General features: G+C 75.2%; 14 protein-coding genes. 6 read left to right on the forward strand and 8 right to left on the reverse strand.

Annotated features, from left to right (window positions below; genetic code table 11):
- Nucleotides 1-27 precede the first annotated feature (27 nt).
- Both pgl and BDZ31_RS19620 read right to left on the reverse strand, forming a co-directional pair.
- Nucleotides 28-732 carry a 6-phosphogluconolactonase gene (pgl, locus tag BDZ31_RS19615; RefSeq protein ID WP_183344332.1) on the reverse strand — a complete coding sequence of 235 codons (705 nt, stop codon included), beginning with the start codon at nucleotides 730-732 and terminating at the stop codon, nucleotides 28-30.
- A 101-nt stretch (nucleotides 733-833) separates the two neighbouring features.
- The gene (locus tag BDZ31_RS19620) at nucleotides 834-1,583 is read right to left on the reverse strand and encodes a RibD family protein (protein WP_183344334.1); all 750 of its coding nucleotides are present in this window, start codon (nucleotides 1,581-1,583) and stop codon (nucleotides 834-836) included.
- Between the two features lie 118 nt (nucleotides 1,584-1,701).
- On the opposite strand from BDZ31_RS19620, the gene glpX reads away from it, so the two are divergent.
- Nucleotides 1,702-2,703 carry a class II fructose-bisphosphatase gene (gene glpX, locus BDZ31_RS19625; RefSeq protein WP_183344336.1) on the forward strand — a complete coding sequence of 334 codons (1,002 nt, stop codon included), beginning with the start codon at nucleotides 1,702-1,704 and terminating at the stop codon, nucleotides 2,701-2,703.
- Nucleotides 2,704-2,782: 79 nt separating this feature from the next.
- Here glpX and BDZ31_RS19630 read toward each other — a convergent pair whose 3' ends face one another.
- Entirely contained in the window at nucleotides 2,783-3,484 is a 702-nt protein-coding gene (locus tag BDZ31_RS19630) for a hypothetical protein (protein ID WP_183344339.1), read from the reverse strand.
- 37 nt (nucleotides 3,485-3,521) lie between these two features.
- On the reverse strand, nucleotides 3,522-4,715 hold the full coding sequence (locus BDZ31_RS19635) for a molybdopterin molybdotransferase MoeA (protein ID WP_183344341.1): 1,194 nt from the start codon (nucleotides 4,713-4,715) through the stop codon (nucleotides 3,522-3,524).
- Between the two features lie 74 nt (nucleotides 4,716-4,789).
- Here BDZ31_RS19635 and BDZ31_RS19640 point away from each other — a divergent pair, with 74 nt between their 5' ends.
- Nucleotides 4,790-6,280 carry a GGDEF domain-containing protein gene (locus tag BDZ31_RS19640; protein ID WP_183344343.1) on the forward strand — a complete coding sequence of 497 codons (1,491 nt, stop codon included), beginning with the start codon at nucleotides 4,790-4,792 and terminating at the stop codon, nucleotides 6,278-6,280.
- Nucleotides 6,281-6,594: 314 nt separating this feature from the next.
- Here BDZ31_RS19640 and BDZ31_RS19645 read toward each other — a convergent pair whose 3' ends face one another.
- Nucleotides 6,595-7,380: a septal ring lytic transglycosylase RlpA family protein gene (locus BDZ31_RS19645; RefSeq protein ID WP_183344346.1), complete on the reverse strand. Its 786-nt coding sequence runs from the start codon at nucleotides 7,378-7,380 to the stop codon at nucleotides 6,595-6,597.
- Between the two features lie 523 nt (nucleotides 7,381-7,903).
- Here BDZ31_RS19645 and BDZ31_RS19650 point away from each other — a divergent pair.
- The 4 genes from BDZ31_RS19650 to BDZ31_RS19665 all read left to right on the forward strand — a co-directional run bounded on the left by BDZ31_RS19650 (nucleotide 7,904) and on the right by BDZ31_RS19665 (nucleotide 12,132).
- On the forward strand, nucleotides 7,904-9,007 hold the full coding sequence (locus tag BDZ31_RS19650) for a sigma-70 family RNA polymerase sigma factor (RefSeq protein WP_183344348.1): 1,104 nt from the start codon (nucleotides 7,904-7,906) through the stop codon (nucleotides 9,005-9,007).
- 207 nt (nucleotides 9,008-9,214) lie between these two features.
- Nucleotides 9,215-9,598 (forward strand): winged helix-turn-helix transcriptional regulator, encoded by a 384-nt coding sequence (locus tag BDZ31_RS19655; RefSeq protein WP_183344350.1) that lies wholly within the window; start codon nucleotides 9,215-9,217, stop codon nucleotides 9,596-9,598.
- Between the two features lie 112 nt (nucleotides 9,599-9,710).
- Complete coding sequence (locus BDZ31_RS19660) at nucleotides 9,711-10,955, forward strand: hypothetical protein (protein ID WP_183344352.1); 1,245 nt, start codon at nucleotides 9,711-9,713, stop codon at nucleotides 10,953-10,955.
- 145 nt (nucleotides 10,956-11,100) lie between these two features.
- Complete coding sequence (locus tag BDZ31_RS19665) at nucleotides 11,101-12,132, forward strand: type IV toxin-antitoxin system AbiEi family antitoxin domain-containing protein (RefSeq protein ID WP_281381771.1); 1,032 nt, start codon at nucleotides 11,101-11,103, stop codon at nucleotides 12,130-12,132.
- Here the strand turns inward: BDZ31_RS19665 and BDZ31_RS19670 are convergent.
- The 3 genes from BDZ31_RS19670 to BDZ31_RS19680 form a co-directional block, all read right to left on the reverse strand.
- The gene (locus BDZ31_RS19670; RefSeq protein WP_183344356.1) at nucleotides 12,093-13,220 is read right to left on the reverse strand and encodes an adenylate/guanylate cyclase domain-containing protein; all 1,128 of its coding nucleotides are present in this window, start codon (nucleotides 13,218-13,220) and stop codon (nucleotides 12,093-12,095) included. The two genes, BDZ31_RS19665 and BDZ31_RS19670, sit on opposite strands and share 40 nt — an antisense overlap.
- 238 nt (nucleotides 13,221-13,458) lie before the next feature.
- Nucleotides 13,459-14,571 carry an ArsA family ATPase gene (locus tag BDZ31_RS19675; protein ID WP_183344359.1) on the reverse strand — a complete coding sequence of 371 codons (1,113 nt, stop codon included), beginning with the start codon at nucleotides 14,569-14,571 and terminating at the stop codon, nucleotides 13,459-13,461.
- Nucleotides 14,571-15,512, reverse strand: a complete 942-nt coding sequence (locus BDZ31_RS19680; RefSeq protein WP_183344361.1) for an ArsA-related P-loop ATPase — start codon at nucleotides 15,510-15,512, stop codon at nucleotides 14,571-14,573. Before BDZ31_RS19680 ends, BDZ31_RS19675 begins: the two co-directional genes overlap by 1 nt.
- Nucleotides 15,513-15,610: the final 98 nt, after the last annotated feature.

The following is a 15,610-nucleotide window of genomic DNA, read 5'->3' on the forward strand; positions in this document are numbered from 1 at the left end:
GGCGCCCGGCGGCATCGATGCCGCCGCCTACTGCGGCGCGGCGGTGTGGTCGACGATCAGCTCGACCTCGCTGCGATCGCCGTCGAGCAGGCTGGCGGGGATCCGCTCGCTCGGGCCGGCGAGCATCTGGCCGATCGCCCACGCCTTGCCGGCCCCCTCGGCGAGCACGATCACTCTCCGCGCCGCGCGCAGCATCGGCAGCGTGAACGTGATGCGCTCGAACGGCGGCTTGGTGCCGTGGACGGCGAGACAGAGCTTCGACTGCTCCTCGAGCACGGGGTCGTTGGGGAAGAGCGACGCGGTGTGGCCGTCCTCGCCGAGCCCGAGCAGCGCGACGTCGAGCTGCGGCGGGTCGCCGTCGACGGTCGCGCGCAGCAGCGCCTCGTAGGCCGCCGCCGCCCCGGCCGGGTCGTCCTCGACACCCTCGACCGCGTGGACGATCGGATGCGGCCGCGCCGCGCTTGCGAGCAGAGTGTCGGCGACGAGGCGGTGGTTGCTCTCGGGGTCGTCGAGCGGGACGCAACGCTCGTCGCCGAACCACAGGTGGACGCCGCTCCAGTCGGTGACGAGCCGCGCGAGCATCCGGTAGGTGCGGCCGGGCGTGCGGCCGCCGGCGAGCGAGACGTGGGCGATGCCGCGCTCGGCGCGGGCCTCGGCGATCGCCGCCGCGATCCGCTCTGCGGTCGTGCGAGCTGCGGCGTCGGCGTCCCCGGCGACGGTCAGTTGGATCATGCGGCCTGTCCTCGATCAGTGGCGGTCTCCCTGAGCCTAGCCCGCCGGGCTGCTGCGCAAGCATCCGGCGCACGACGGGGCGCGACGAGCCTCCGCGCCGCTCATCGCACCCGGTAGCGCAGGTAGAGCGAGCCGCGCCGCTCCAGCGCCCACAGCAGCTCGAGCGCGTCGGGGGGCGTGAGCGGCGCCCCGGTCGTCATCGGATCGGCGCTCCCGCCGCCGGCGAGCAGCGGAGCGACCGTCAGGAACAGCTCGTCGACGAGCCGCTCGTGCAGCAGTCCGCTCAGCAGCGCCGGGCCGCCCTCGCAGAGGACCGACCTGATCCCGCGGGCGCGGCGCAGGTCTCGCAGCGCGCCGGTCAGCAGCGGGCGATCGCCCTCCTCCAACCGCACGACCTCGACCCGCGCCGGCACGTCCGGGACGGCCATCTCGATCGTCGTGTAGACGATCACATGGGCCTCCGGGTCGTGGAACAGCGGGATCTCCAGCGGCAGTCTGCCGCTGCGCGTCACCGTCACCAGCGGCGGCACCGGCTCCAGCCCGATCCGCTCGCGGATCGCGCGCAGGTCGGCTCTGCGGATCGGGCGCGAGTACTCCTCCTGCGCGATCGTCCCGGTGCCGACGAGCAGCGCGTCGCCCTGCGTCCGCAGCCGGCGGAAGAGGTCGTGGTCGCCGTCGTCGCCGATCCCGCCCGAGCGGCCGTCGATCGCGATGCGGCCGTCCACCGTCGCGGCGAAGTTCGTCACGACGTACGGCCGGTCGGCGTGCGCGCGGGCGCCGAGGCCGAGGTCTCCGAGCAGCTCGGCGGTGTCGACGACGCCGGCGGAGGGGAAGAGACGGGTGAACTCCATCGCGCGCCACGCTATCGCGCCGTGTGCGCGGCCGGCATACGGTCAGACATTTCCGGGGGACGGTGGTAGCGTCCGCCACTCCGGCGCCCTCACACCACCCGAACGCGCCACTTCACACATGACTTCGACTCCCCCGCATGACCGTCCCGATCGCAACCTCGCGCTCGAGTTGGCGCGCGTCACCGAGGCCGCCGCGCTCGCCGCCGCGCGCCTCGTCGGACGCGGCGACAAGGAGGCGGCCGACCAGGCCGCCGTCGACGCGATGCGCTTCGTGCTCGACTCGGTGCCGATGAACGGCACGGTCGTGATCGGCGAGGGCGAGAAGGACGAGGCGCCGATGCTCTACAACGGCGAGCAGATCGGCGACGGCTCCCCGCCGGAGGTCGACATCGCCGTCGACCCGCTGGAAGGCACCCGCCTGTGCGCGCTCGGCATGCCGTCGGCGATCTCCGTGATCGCGCTCGCCGAGCGCGGCACGATGTTCGACCCGGGGCCGATCGTCTACATGGAGAAGATCGCCGGCGACGAGGAGCTCGCCGACCTGCTCGACCTCGATCGCCCGCTCGCCGAGACGCTGAGACTGGTCGCCCAGCGCAAGGGGATGGCGATCGGCGACGTGACCGTCGTGATGCTCGACCGCCCCCGCCACGAACAGGCGATGAAGGAGGTCCGCGAGGCCGGCGGCCGCATCAAGCTGATCACCGACGGCGACGTCTCCGCGGCGCTGCTCGCCGTCAGCGAACGCTCCTCGGTCGACCTCCTCTACGGGATCGGCGGCACGCCCGAGGGCGTCATCACCGCCGCCGCGCTCAAGTGCATGGGCGGCGCGATCCTCGGCCGCCTGTGGCCGCGCGACGAGGAGGAGAGACAGGCGGCGATCGACGCCGGCTACGACCTCGCCAGAGTTCTCACGACCGACGACCTCTGCTGGGGCAGAGACGTCTTCTTCTCCGCCACCGGCGTGACCGACGGCGACGTCCTCCAGGGCGTCCGCTACCGCGGCAGAGGGGCGACGACCGAGTCGCTCGTGATGCGCTCCCGCTCCGGCACCGTCCGCCGCGTCCACGCGACCCACGACCGCTCGAAGCTGCGCGCGATCACGGGCGAGCGGTACGGCTGAGCCGAACCGGCCCGGCGGCCGATTCGGGCGGGAGCTCCACGGCGGCGCGCCGCAGCGCGCGCCGTCGGGGGAGCTCCCGCTAGGTGGGGTCCGGCACGTCCTCGACGCGCTCCGGCGCGAAGCGGCCGACGCGCGACTCGGCGAGGTCGAGGCGGGCGAGCGAGCGCAGGAAGCCGTGCGTCACGAGCACGTGCACGAACGACTGCGTCCATCTGTACACGTGGCGGCTGATGCTGTGGGCGATCGCCGGGTAGAAGTTGGCGACCTCGACCTCGACGTGGAGGCGCTCCATCCCCGGCTCGCGGCCGGCCGGACCGCAGCGTCTGACGTCGATCTGCAGGCGCCCGTCGCCATGGCGCCCGGCGCGGGCGACCAGCAGACCGTCGTCGATCCGCCAGCGGACGATCCCGCGCTCGCCGTCCATCTCGTACTCGGGCGCCTGGAAGCGCAGCAGCCGCAGCGGCTGGCGCAGCAGCACGACCGTCCGCTGCGTCTCGCTGTAGTCGACGCGGATCAGCCCCAGCGTGACGCGCGAGAGGAAGCGCCAGTAGGTCGCCGCCAGCCGCTCCAGCTGCGCCGGCGTCCACAGCTGCTCGAGCACCTGCGCCGGCATCGTGAGGTCGGCCGCCTGGGTCGAGCGGACGGCGCCGCGCCGGTCGAGCGTCGTGTGGTCCTCCGCGCTGACGATCCGCGCCCGCGCCGGCCACGCGCGGCGGGCGCGGCGGCGGACCGCGACGGCGGCGGCGGTGAAGAGCGCGAGCATGGCGGCGAGGAGCGGCACGTCTCCCTGATTGTGCCGCGCCGCGCGCATCGCCCGCTCAGATCCGCTCGACCGGGATCGACTCGCCGGCCGCGACCTCGCCGTCGCCGATCGCGACGAACGCCAGCCCGTCGGCGCCCAGGAGCGAGCGCGTGATGTGCGAGCCCTGCGGCCCGGTCGGCGTCGCGGTCGCGTGCGGCCGCCCGTCGGCGCCGGGGGCGGTCGCGAGCCGGACGCGGACGACCTGCTCGCGTCCGCGGCGCGGCAGCGCCGTCGTCAGCACGGCCTCCTCGCGCGGCGGCAGCGGCGCGCTCGCGCCCTGCAGCGCCCGCAGCGCCGGGCGGGCGAACAGCAGGAAGGTCACGTAGCTGGAGACCGGGTTGCCGGGCAGCCCGAGCACGAGCCGCTCGCCGCGCGTCCCGAACCAGGTCGGCTTGCCCGGCTGGAGCGAGACGCGCCAGAAGCGCTCCTCGACGCCGAGCGCCGTCAGCGCCGGCTTCACGTGGTCGTGCGGGCCGACGGAGACGCCGCCGGAGGCGATCACGAGGTCGGCGTCGTCGAGCGCGGCGGCGAACGCGGCCTCGGTCGCGTCGCGCTCGTCGGCGACCCGCTCGTCGGCGACCAGCTCGGCGCCTTCTCGCCGCGCCAGCGCGGCGAGCATGACCGCGTTGGAGTTGTGGATCTCGCCGGGACCGAGCGGCGCGCCCGGCTCGCGCAGCTCGTCGCCGGTGCAGAGGATCGCGACGCGCGGCCGGCGGGCGCAGACGACGGCGCCCGCGCCGGCGCCGACGGCGACCGCCAGCTCGGCGGCGCCGAGCCGCGTGCCGGCCTCCAGCACCCGCTCGCCGGCGCGCAGGTCCTCGCCGGCGGCGCGGACGTTCTGGCCGGCGGCGACGGCTGCCGTCAGCTCGACGCGGCCGTCGGACTCGGCCGTGTCCTCGACGCGGGCGACGGCGTCGGCGCCGGCCGGCACCGGGGCGCCGGTCGAGATCCGGATCGCCTCCCCGGGGCCGACGCTGACCGGCGAGGGGCGGCCGGCACGCGACTCGCCGACGATCGGCAGCGGGCCGCTGGACGCGTCGTGGCGGACGGCGAATCCGTCCATGGCCGAATTTCCGAACGGCGGTACGTCGGCGGCCGCGGCGAGCGGCTCGGCGAGCGTGCGATCGAGCGCGATCCCAAGCGGGATGGGCTCGGAGGGCAGCTGGACGACTGCCGCGAGGACCGCTTCGCGAGCGGCTGAGATCGGCATGAGGGCTCCGGACACAGGTCCATTGTGTCCACTGGAGCTTGGCCTTGTCTGCCGACACTGGTATAGACCCTTGGATGACGGATTCGAGGACGCCTCGTCCTCACCGCCCCGACCCGATCGCGTGGGGGGCGGTCGAGACGCTCGCGGGGCGCGCTCAGACGATTGCCAAGGGATGGCTGCTGCTTCTGCTCGAGCGAGCGCCGCTCGACGCCGCCGGAGCGATCCCGGCGGCCGCGCTCGCGGCCGAGGGACCGGGCCTCAGCGCGGCGTTCGCGCGCGGCCTCGGCTCCGACGTCGAGCTCGCGCGCCTCGGCGAGGCCGGCGATCTCGCGGAGGGCGTCCGCCGGCTCCCGCTGCTGGCCGGCGCCCGCGACGCCACCGAGACGGTCGCCGCCGTCGACGCGCTGCGCGCCTGCGTCTGGGAGGCCGCGCTCGACGGGCCGGTCGACCGCGCCGACCCGGCCGCCGTCGCGCAGCTCGCCGCCCGCCTCGCCGCCGTCACCGCCGCCGTCGCCGCGACCGCGCTCGCCGGCGCGCCGCGGGCCGTCGCCGCGTCGCCGGCGGAGCAGCCGTCGGCCGCCGAGCCGCCGTCCGCCGCCGAGCCGCCGCCCGCCGCCGCGCCGTCGCCGGTCGCGCCGGCCACGCCGCAGGGCACGTCTCATGCCGTGTCGGCGGAGCCGCCGCCGTTCGCCGATCCGCCGCCCGCCGCCGCGCCGTCGCCGGTCGCGCCGGCCACGCCGCAGGGCACGTCTCATGCCGCGTCGGCGGAGCCGCCGCCGTTCGCCGATCCGCCGTCCGCCGCCGCGCCGTCGCCGGTCGCGCCGGGGCAGACGGCGTCGTTCGCGCCGCCGCCGGCGCCCGCGACCGCCTCCAACGGCCATCTCCCGAACGGACCCGCGTTCGCGGAGCCCGGCGCTGGCCAGCAGAGCGGGCCGACGCTCCACGACCTGCGTGGCGGCGACGGGGAGGAGGAGGCCGGCGCGCCGGCGGCCGGCGTCACCCACCTGCCGCCGCGGCCGGCGAGCGACCCGCGCGACGGGCCGGCCGGCGCGATGGACGACAGCGACCTGTGGATCGCGACGCTGGAGCGCCACATCGACCGCTGCCAGCGCGAGGGCGGCGGCCTGGCGCTGCTGCGCGTCGAGCTGGTCGACGGCGACCGCGTCGCCGCGAGCGCGCCCGAGGGCGAGGCGCACGTCCCGTACGGCCGCCTCGCCCAGGCGATCCGCCGCGCGATCCGCCGTCAGGACCTCGTCGCCTCCGACCACCAGGGCCGCGCCTGGGTGATCGCGCCCGGAGTCGGCCGCGCCGGAGCGATCGCGCTCGCAGAGCGGATCGGGGCCGGCGTCGAGAACGGCGAGAGCTGGCAGGGAGCGCCGCTGGCGGCGACGATCGGCTTCGCCGTCTACGGCGAGGACGGCCAGGATGCCGCGACGCTGATCGACCGCGCCGAGGAGGCGATGCTGGCGGCGACCGCCGCGGGCGTCCGCATCGGCGAGGCCGTCCCGCAGCCCGACGGCAACCCGGACCGCCCGGGCGCCGGCGGCCCGCGCCTGCTGCGCTGAGCGGCCGGCGGGGGTCCGCGCGTCGGCGGGTGCGCGGCGCGACGCGACGGCGCGGTGTCAGCGCGTCCGCGACCGGCGGGAAGTCAGCGCGCCCACGACTGGCGGAAGGCGGCGCGCCCGCGACCGGCGCGAAGAGAGCGCGCGCGACTGGCGGAAGGCGGCGCGCCAGCGACCGGCGCGAAGAGAGCGCGCGCGACTGGCGCGAAGAGAGCGCGCGCGACTGGCGCGAAGAGAGCGCGCCCGCGACCGGCGCGAAGGCGGCGCGCTGCGTGGCGCGAACGGCTGCGCGCGCCCGCAGCCGGGCGCGCTCGCTGCTAGCGGCGGATCGCCGGCGCGTCGTAGGGCGTCTTCAGGCGCGGCTTGCCGTTCAGCGGCAGCGCGCCGACGGTGATCAGGCCGCGCTCGACGTCGCCGAGCGCCTCGGCGGTCGCCTTCGTCAGGTCCCACGTGCGTCCCGTGATGAACGGGCCGCGGTCGATCACGGGGACGACGATCGTCGCGCCTCTGTAATAGAGCTGCACCTGCGTCCCGCATCTCAGCGTCTTGTGCGCGACGCCGAGCGTCGTCGTGGTGAGCGGGACGCCGCAGGCGGTCTTCCCCGGCTTCTTCGGCGATGCCGGTCCGTACCAGCTGGCGACTCCGGGGCGGTAGACGGTGACGTCGACCTGCGGAGCCTCGTCGGCCGCACGGGCGGCGACGGTTCCGGCGACCGCGCGCAGCTGCTGGGCGCCGACGGCGCGCGGGCGCCAGGCGGCCTTGAAGGAGCCCTTCGCGGAGATCGTCGCGGTCGCGACCTGCTGCCAGCCCCGCTTCGCCGTCAGCTGCTGGATCGCGACCCGTCTGAGGCGGGCGGGGGCGCTGCCGCTGACGGTCGCGCGGCGGTTCAGCAGCACGGCCCCGTTCGAGGAGATCGTGATGCCGTTGGCGCTCGCGGTCGCGACCGGCAGCGGGGTCGTGAGCGCGGGCGCCTCCTCGGGCGCGGCGGGCGCGGCGTCGGCGGAGGCGCCGCCGTGCATGGCGGCGTGCGCGCTCCCGGCGGGGAGCGCGACCGCGAGCATGGCGGCAGCGAGGAAGGCGACTGGGCGGCGGCGAACGATCATGGATGGGCGCCTGTGCCTACGAGGTGAGCTGTCGGGCTCGCAACGCCTGTCGGCGCCGCTACGGTCCGAGACTGCGACCGATTCGCCCCGGCGAGCCAGCGGCTCGCAGTGGGTCCCCCGTCGGTCCCGCGCTGGGCGCGGAGCCGTTCGGCGTGGCGGCGGGCAGTATACGAAACTCTGCCGGAGCAAAGAGGTTTTGGCACGCCGCTCATCGCTCCGGGAACAGGAGCGCTCAAGCGCCGTCGCGCCGAGCCGATCAGGATGGGTGAAGGGCGCGCAACTTGAAACGTTCGCGACCGTTCTGCGTAGTAGGTACAGGACCTCGACGCGCGCGCATCGGACCCGGCATCCGGGCATGGCTGCATCCCCACAGGCGACGACGCGTTGACTTCAAAAAATGAAGTAGCTAGACTCCCGTCCATGTTTGGATGGCAGTGGTGCGCGCTTCGGAGGGCGCTTCTGCCGGATGACCGCGCCGAGGGCGGGATGTCGGGGTGGCGCACGCGACGAGAAACGGAACCAGATGTCTGTAGCTGAACTTCAGGAACTCGAAGAGATCAAGGGTCTCGTCACCCGCGGTACGCAGCTTGGCGTCCTGACGTACGCCGAGATCGCGACCGCGGTCAGCGAGCTCGACCTCGACGAGTCCGACGTCGAGGACCTCCACGGCTTCCTCGAGAGAGCCGAGATCGAGCTGGTCGAGGAGATCGATCCGGCGACGGCCGCCAACAACCAGGTCGAGCGGGCGCCCGACAGACGGCGCGGCCGCCGTGCGAGAACGGCGCTCGACCTGAAGCCGGACATGACGACCGACTCCCTTCAGCTGTTCCTGAAGGACATCGGCAAGGTGCGGCTCCTGACCGCCCAGGAGGAGGTCGACCTCGCCAAGCGGATTGAGCGCGGCGACCTCGACGCGAAGCAGAAGATGGTCGAGTCGAACCTCCGCCTCGTCGTCTCGATCGCGAAGAACTACCGCAACCAGGGCCTGCCCTTCCTCGACCTGATCCAGGAGGGCACGCTCGGCCTCGTCCGCGCCGCGGAGAAGTTCGACTACCGCAAGGGCTTCAAGTTCTCGACCTACGCGACCTGGTGGATCCGCCAGGCGATCGCCCGCGCGCTCGCCGACAAGGCGCGCACGATCCGCATCCCCGTCCATGTCGTCGAGAAGCTGAACAAGATCGGCCGCGCCGAGCGCAAGCTCGTCACCGAGCTCGGTCGCGAGCCCACCGCCGAGGAGATCGCCGAGGTCACCGGGATCGATCCGGAGGAGGTCGACTCGATCAAGCGCTCCGCGCAGGCGCCGGTCTCGCTCGAGAAGCCGGTCGGCGACGAGGAGGAGTCGGAGTTCGGCCAGTTCATCGCCGACGAGAGGGCAGAATCCCCGTACGAGCGGGCCGCCGAGATCCTCACCAAGGAGGCGCTGCGGGAGGCGCTCGAGAACCTCTCCTACCGCGAGCGCCGCGTGCTGGAGCTGCGCTACGGCCTCGGCGGCGAGCATCCGCGCACGCTCGACGAGGTCGGTCGCACCTTCAACGTCACGCGCGAGCGGATCCGCCAGATCGAGAACCAGTCGCTGAAGAAGCTGCAGTCGCTGGCGGAGGCGCAGAAGCTCCGCGACGTCGCCTAGTCCCGCCGCTCCGACGTCACCGTTTCTCGAAGGGCCCCGGTTCGCCGGGGCCCTTCGCCGTTCTCGGGCGTCCGCGCCGCCTCGCGTCCGCGTTTGCCTCTCCCGGTCGGCAGACTGAGGGGAGCTCTCCGGTTCTTCGCGCGCCGGGGCGCACAGGCACGCCGTCCCGGTACTTCAGTTCGTGAAGTCTTGCGCTACCATCGATACATGTCGTACGACGACAGCTGCCCCGTCTGCCGCACCGCGGAGATCGTGTGCGGCAAGTGGACGCTCCTCATCATCCGTGACCTGGCCGAGGGCCGCTCGCGCTTCTGCGAGCTGGAGCGCTCGCTGAAGGGCATCAGTCCGCGCACGCTGTCGCTGCGTCTGCGCGCGCTGGAGGAGGAGGGGATCGTCGAGCGCCAGACCTTCCCCGAGGTCCCGCCGCGGGTCGAGTACGCGCTGACCGAGAAGGGGCTCGCGCTCGTGCCGCTGATCGAGGACATGCGCTCCTACGGCCGCCGCTGGCTCGGCGCCGACGGCGAGTGCACCCCGGCGAGCGGGGAGGCCGAGCTGGTCGTGCCTGCGCCGCCCGCCGCCGCCGCCGCGTAGCCGGCCTGCCGCGCGCCCGCCTGGCGTCCGTGTCGCCGCTTGCGCGCGCCTGCTTCCTGCAAGCCCGCATGCGGCGGCAGGAGTCACCGCCGCGGCCGGCGAACGCCTCCGCATGCGCAACCGCACGCTCCATCAGCTGCTCCGGGCGTTCACCGAGGACGCCGGCCTCCAGCTGGCCGCTGAGACCGCGCGCGGTGCCGAGATCCCGTTCGAGGTCGTCGAGGAGCCCGGCGCCCGCTCAGCGCTCTACTGCTACCGGCCGCTGACAGGCAACTTCATCCGCTCGCGCATGGGGATCCTCGACAGGCTCCCGTCCTACCTGCCGGCGGCCCGCACGATCGGCGCTATCGCGGGGCTCGACGGCTACCTGCGCAAGCGCGGCGAGCCGCGGATCCCGCCGGACGAGCGCGAGCGGGCCGACGCCGCCCTGCGCTCCTTCCTCTCCGCCGTCTACGCCGACACGAGCGAGTTCGGCTTCCAGGCCGATCGCTTCGACGCCGCCTACGCTGAGCTCGAGGCCGCGCTCTACGAGGGGCGCCAGGTCGCGCTCGTCGTCGCGCCGGTGCTCGGGCTGGCGCTCGAGTCCGACGACGTGCCGCTCGGCGAGGGGCTGTCGCTGGCGCGCGGGGAGAGCGTCCCGGACGTGCCCCCGGAAGCCGTCTGGTCGACGCCCGGCGAGGTCGAGCACGGCAGCGTGCTGGCGGTGCTGACGCTCGAGGGCGAGCGGCTCGCCGGCCCGCCGCTGACGACGGCGCGGACCCGCTTCCGCCGCCTGCTCAGCGCACTGCGGCTGTTCGACGAGGGCGTCTACGCGCTCGGGCCGGTCGCGTGGGCGCGGCTCGACGCCGGGCCGTGGCAGGTGGTGCCGCTCGGCGCCAGCGGCCGGGCCCGCGGACGCCGTACGCTCGTGCTCGAGCAGGAGGACGAGCTGCGCGCCTTCTGCAACCTGATCGCGCGACGCACGCCGCGCGCGGGCGAGGTCGCGTGGGCGCTGAGCCGCTTCGAGATGGCGCGGGAGCGGGTCGTCCCGTTCGAGTCGCTGACCGACGACCTGCTCGCCCTCCGCGCGCTGCTCGAGCCCGAGGGCCCGGACAGCGGCCGGCTGGCGCAGCGGCTGTCGGTGATCTGCGCCCAGCCGGAGGAGCGCGCCGCGCTCGCCGAGCGCATCGCGCGGGCGGTGACGCTGGAGCGGGCGGTGATAGCGGGGCTGGCGCAGCCCGGCGAGAACGTCGACCGCCTCGTCGAGGAGATATCGGGCCACCTGCGCGCGCTCCTGCGCGACATCCTCTGCGGCCACCTCGACAGCGACGTCCGATCGCTCGCCGACGAGCTGCTCGCCGAAGCGGCCGCGGCGTAGCCGCCGCCGCGCAGAGACGGCGCGCCCCGCGCCCCACACGCCACATCTTCCTTGCCACGCTGGCCGGGTGCCCGATCCGCGCCACGAGCTGCGTCAATCTGCCTACCGCAGCGGTAGGCAGATTGACGCAGCTCCCGATCGGGTGATGGCGCGGTGTGCAGATCGCCAGCACGGTGTGGTGAGCCGCGCGCAGCTGCTCGACATGGGGATGACGGCGCGCGTGGTCGACCGGCGGGTGAGAGCAGGGTTGCTCGTGAGACTCCACCGCGGTGTCTACGCCGTCGGGCACCGTCGGCTGACGCGGGAGGGGGAGTGGCTGGCGGCGGTGCTCGCCGCCGGGCCCGGGGCGGCGCTCAGCCACCGCAGTGCGGCCGCGCTCCACGGGCTTCTGCCTGAACGGGGGAGACGGGTCGACGTCACGACCGCGGCACGACGACGGACGACCAACTGGGTCGAGGTCCACACCGTGCGGCAGCTGGGGGCCGAGGACGTGATCGGACGGGCGGGAATACCGGTGACGACGATCGCGCGGACGCTGGTCGACCTCGCCGGGCTGGTCGCGCGCGACGACCTCGAGCGGGCCGTCAACGAGGCCGACGTGCTGAGAGCGCTCGATGTCGAGGGGGTGCTCGCGTGCGCGGCGCGGGTGCGCGGGCGGCGGGACGGGGGACATGCGGCGCTGGAGGCGGTGTTGGCACGACACCACGGCCCGGTGGTGCTGCGCTCCGGGCTGGAGCGGCGTTTCCGGGCGCTGCTGCAGGCGCACGGCCTGCCGGCGGCCGAGCACAACGTGCGTGTCGGACGGTGGGAGGTCGACGCGCTGTGGCGGGCCGAGCGGCTGGCGGTCGAGCTCGACAGCGCGAGATTCCACGACACCGCCGCCGCGCGGGCGCGCGACGTGCGGAAGAGCGCCGAGCTGGAGGCGGCCGGCTGGACCGTGCGCCGCTACCGCAAGCGACACCTCGTCGGCGCGCGTGGGAACGCGACCGCCGCCGAACTGCGCGGGCTGCTGGGGAGGGCGGCCGCTGATGGGGCGGGGCCGGAGGGCGGCGTGGCGGCGGCCGCCGGTGGGGCGGGGCCGGTGGGGGCGGCGCGCGCTGGTGGGGCGGGCGATGTGGGCGCAGCGGCGGACGGCGGTCAGCCGGAGGGCGTGGGGTCGGCGGGGCGGACGCGGTAGAGGGGGACGGGGTGGTCGACGCCGCGGAGGCGGCGGTTGGGGAGCGACGACCAGCGCCAGTGGGCGTCGTCGCCGATCGCCTCGCGGGTCGCGCCGGCGGCGACGACGCTGCCGGGGCGGGCGATGCCGGTGATGCGGCTGGCGATGTTGACCGGGCTGCCGTACCAGTCGCCGGCGCGCCCGAGCACGGGGCCGGTCGCGACGCCGGCGCGCAGGCGCGGGAACTCGTCGCCCTCCTCCTCGGCGGCGGCGACCAGCTCCAGCGAGGTCTCCAACAGCGCGTCGGGGTCGGGCGAGACGAGCATCGCCGCGTCGCCGATCGTCTTCACCAGCCGCACCGGCGGACGGGCGGCGGTCGCCTCGCCGGCGAGCTCGCCCAGCCGCCGCGCGATCGCACCCAGCTCCTCCGCCGGCACCCGCTCGCCGAGCTTCGTGAAGCCGACGAGGTCGGCGAAGGCGATCGACATCGGCACCGCGCCGAGCACGCCGCCGCGCGCCAGCTCCGCACGCCCGACGACGTCGGTCCGGAGCTGGTCGCGCAGGTGCATGTTCAGCACCTGCTGCATCACGACGCCGAGCTGCGGGCCGAGCGTCGCGCTCGCGGCGGCGTAGCGGTCGCTCAGCTCCTGCTCGCCGATCCCGGGCTGGAGGAAGGCGTCGCGCACGAGCGTCCGCAACGTCGCGGCGACCCGCGCGAGCCCCTCGCCGAGCACGCGCGCCACCTCGAGGATCCCCTCCTCCGAGAGGCCGGCGGCGTGGAACAGCTTCAGCCGCGCGGCCGCCTCGACGTCGCTGTCGGTCAGCACGCGGTCGTCGGGATCGGGGCGCGGCAGGCCGAGCTCCTGACGCATCTTCAGCACCAGCTCCAGCGGCAGGCCGACCCGCTCGGCGACCTCGCGCGCCGTGTACTGCTCGGTGCCGAGCATCCGCTCGACCTGCAGCAGCACGAGGCGGTCCTCGGCCGCCGCCCGCTTCAGCTCCTCCAGCGGGATCCCGTCGGCGAGCAGCCGCTCCAGCAGCACGATCCGATCGGCGCGCGCCTGCGCGTCCTCGATCCCCTCAAGCAGCCCCTCCGCGGCGAAGTCCATCGCCGCGGAGCCTACCGGCGGCGCGAAGAGGGAAGGGGCGGCCGACGAGGGTGGCGGGCGGTGCGGGCGCGGGCGGTGGGCGAGCGAGCGGGGGGGCCGGCGCAGCGGGCGGGCGGCGGCGGACGGTGGGCGAGTGAGCCCGGGCGGGCGGGCGGCGTCGGCGCGGACGGTGGGCGGGCGAGCGGAGGCGAGCCGCGCAGCGGGCGGGCGGCGAGCGGTGACGTGGGCCGGCGGCCGCTCAGGCGAACAGGAAGCCGCCGACGCGCAGCAGGCCGGCGGCGTCGTGGACGTCGTCGTCGAGGTGGGGGACGAGCACGAGCGGCACCTCCGGTCCGAGCCGCTCCTGCAGGTGGGCGACGTTCTCGCGGTCGCGCAGCGCGAGCGCGTGCTCGTCGGCGAAGCAGGCGGCGACGCTGCGGGCGACGCCGCCCGGCAGACCGGTCTCGGCGACGATCCGCGCCGCGAGCCCGTCGAGCGGCTCGTCGCCGAGCTGGTCGGCGTGGACGCGGTTGACGATCGCGCCGCCGAAGCCCATCCGCGCGGCCTTCAGCTTGCGGTGGAAGTAGATCGCCTCGTCGATCGGCTCGCGCTCGGGCGACGTGACGAGCAGGAAGCGGGTCGCCGGGTCGTGCAGCAGCGCCTCGACCTGCGCGGCGCGCGCTCTGAACCCCTCCAGCAGGCCGCCGAGCAGGCGGAAGAAGTTCGACAGGTCGGTCAGCAGGTCGACGCCGGTGATCCGCTTCAGGACGCTCATCGCCATCCCCGCCGGCCGGCCGAGCAGCCGCATCCCGACGTTGCCGGGCCGCAGCAGCGCCTGCAGCGCGCGGCCCTCGAAGAACTGCGTCAGGCGGTCGGGCGCGTCGAGGAAGTCGAGCGCGTTGCGCGACGGCGGCGTGTCGAGCACCAGCAGGTCGAAGCGTCCGCTCTCGGCGAGGTCGTGCAGCTTCGCGATCGCGGTGAACTCCTGGGAGCCGGCCACAGCGCCCGACAGCTCACGGTAGATGCGGTTGGAGAGGATCTCCTCGCGCGTGCGCTCGTCGGGCGCGAGCCGCTCGATCAGGTCGTCGAAGGTGCGCTTGGCGTCGAGCTGGAGCGCCCACAGCTCGCCGGCGAGCGGCGCACCGGCGGTCGCGAACGCGGCCGGGTCGACGCGCACCGGCTCGTTGCCCAGCGCGTCGAGGCCGAGCGCGTCGGCGAGGCGCTGGGCGGGGTCGATCGTGACGACGCAGACGGTCAGCCCGCGCGCCGCCATCCCGGCCGCGATCGCCGCCGAGGTCGTCGTCTTGCCGACGCCGCCCGAACCGCCGCAGACGCAGACCCGCGTCCCCTCCAGCCACCGCTCGACGCCCATCAGAGCGCCGCCTCGAGCCGGTCGGCGAGCAGCTCCAGCCCGTCGCGGTCGACGGTCGGGGCGAACAGGTACGGCAGCGTCAGCGGCTCGGCGCCGAGCCCGGCGGTCAGCCGCTCCACCTGCTCGCGCTGGGCGCCGGCGCGGACGTGCTCGGAGTGGGCCGCCTGCAGCGCCGCGGCGACCGCCGGCGAGGTGCCGGGGCCGGCGAGCGCGAGCGCGTCGGCGACTCTGCGCGCCTGGCGCGGGCCGAGCCGGTCGGGCACGAGCGCGTTGACGACCGCGAGCGCCAGCTCGATCCCCAGCTCGTCGCGCAGCCGCCGCCGCAGCCCGAGCGTCTCGTTGACCGGCATCTCCTCGGCCAGCGCGACGGCGACGACGGCCGTCTGCGCCGGGTCGGTGAAGCTCTCGTCGAGCGCGCGGCCCTGGCCGGCGATCGGCCCGACCCTCGCGATCTCGGCGAAGGTCCGCGGCGTGCGCAGCGCCGCGATCCCGTGGCCGGTCGCGTGCGCGTCGACGACGACGAGGTCGTACGGCTCGGTGCCGGCGGCGCGCCGCTCCGGCTGCGCCAGCTCCCATGCCTTGCCGAGCGTCAGCAGCTCGCGCATGCCGGGGGTGGCCGAGAGGAAGGCGTGGAAGGTGCGCGAGCCCGACAGCACCCCGCCGAGCGCGCCGGCCTTCAGGTGGAGGTAGTCGTCGAGCGCGTGCTGCGCGTCGATCGAGATCGTGAAGAGGTTCTCCGCGAGCCGCAGCTCGTGCGCGTGGCCTGCGCCGTCGGTGCGGCCGAAGGCGGCCGCGACCCGGTCCTGGCCGCTCAGCTCGGCGACGATCGTGCGCAGTCCGCGGCGCGCGGCGGCGATCCCGAGCGCGGCCGCGACGGTCGACTTGCCGACGCCGCCCTTGCCGGTAACGAACAGCATGCGCTTGTCGGAGAGGCCCGCCACGCGCCGTCAGCCTACCCGCGCGCCCGGTCTGCCGGCGGTGCGCCGGCGCGAGGAGGAATCGCCGCCGGGGCTGCGAATAGAGGCGCGTATGGGTTTTC

Origin of the sequence: Conexibacter arvalis (genome assembly GCF_014199525.1) — a bacterium.
Taxonomy (GTDB): Bacteria; Actinomycetota; Thermoleophilia; order Solirubrobacterales; family Solirubrobacteraceae; genus Conexibacter; species Conexibacter arvalis.

Coding starts and splice junctions, on each gene's coding strand:
- glpX (WP_183344336.1), top strand. CDS start 1,702: ATGACTTCGACTCCCCCGCATGACCGTCCCGATCGCAACCTCGCGCTC.
- BDZ31_RS19670 (WP_183344356.1), bottom strand. CDS start 13,220: ATGGACTTCGCCGCGGAGGGGCTGCTTGAGGGGATCGAGGACGCGCAG.
- BDZ31_RS19665 (WP_281381771.1), top strand. CDS start 11,101: ATGGCGCGGTGTGCAGATCGCCAGCACGGTGTGGTGAGCCGCGCGCAG.
- BDZ31_RS19650 (WP_183344348.1), top strand. CDS start 7,904: ATGTCTGTAGCTGAACTTCAGGAACTCGAAGAGATCAAGGGTCTCGTC.
- BDZ31_RS19655 (WP_183344350.1), top strand. CDS start 9,215: ATGTCGTACGACGACAGCTGCCCCGTCTGCCGCACCGCGGAGATCGTG.
- BDZ31_RS19635 (WP_183344341.1), bottom strand. CDS start 4,715: ATGCCGATCTCAGCCGCTCGCGAAGCGGTCCTCGCGGCAGTCGTCCAG.
- BDZ31_RS19660 (WP_183344352.1), top strand. CDS start 9,711: ATGCGCAACCGCACGCTCCATCAGCTGCTCCGGGCGTTCACCGAGGAC.
- BDZ31_RS19675 (WP_183344359.1), bottom strand. CDS start 14,571: ATGGGCGTCGAGCGGTGGCTGGAGGGGACGCGGGTCTGCGTCTGCGGC.
- BDZ31_RS19620 (WP_183344334.1), bottom strand. CDS start 1,583: ATGGAGTTCACCCGTCTCTTCCCCTCCGCCGGCGTCGTCGACACCGCC.
- BDZ31_RS19640 (WP_183344343.1), top strand. CDS start 4,790: ATGACGGATTCGAGGACGCCTCGTCCTCACCGCCCCGACCCGATCGCG.
- BDZ31_RS19645 (WP_183344346.1), bottom strand. CDS start 7,380: ATGATCGTTCGCCGCCGCCCAGTCGCCTTCCTCGCTGCCGCCATGCTC.
- pgl (WP_183344332.1), bottom strand. CDS start 732: ATGATCCAACTGACCGTCGCCGGGGACGCCGACGCCGCAGCTCGCACG.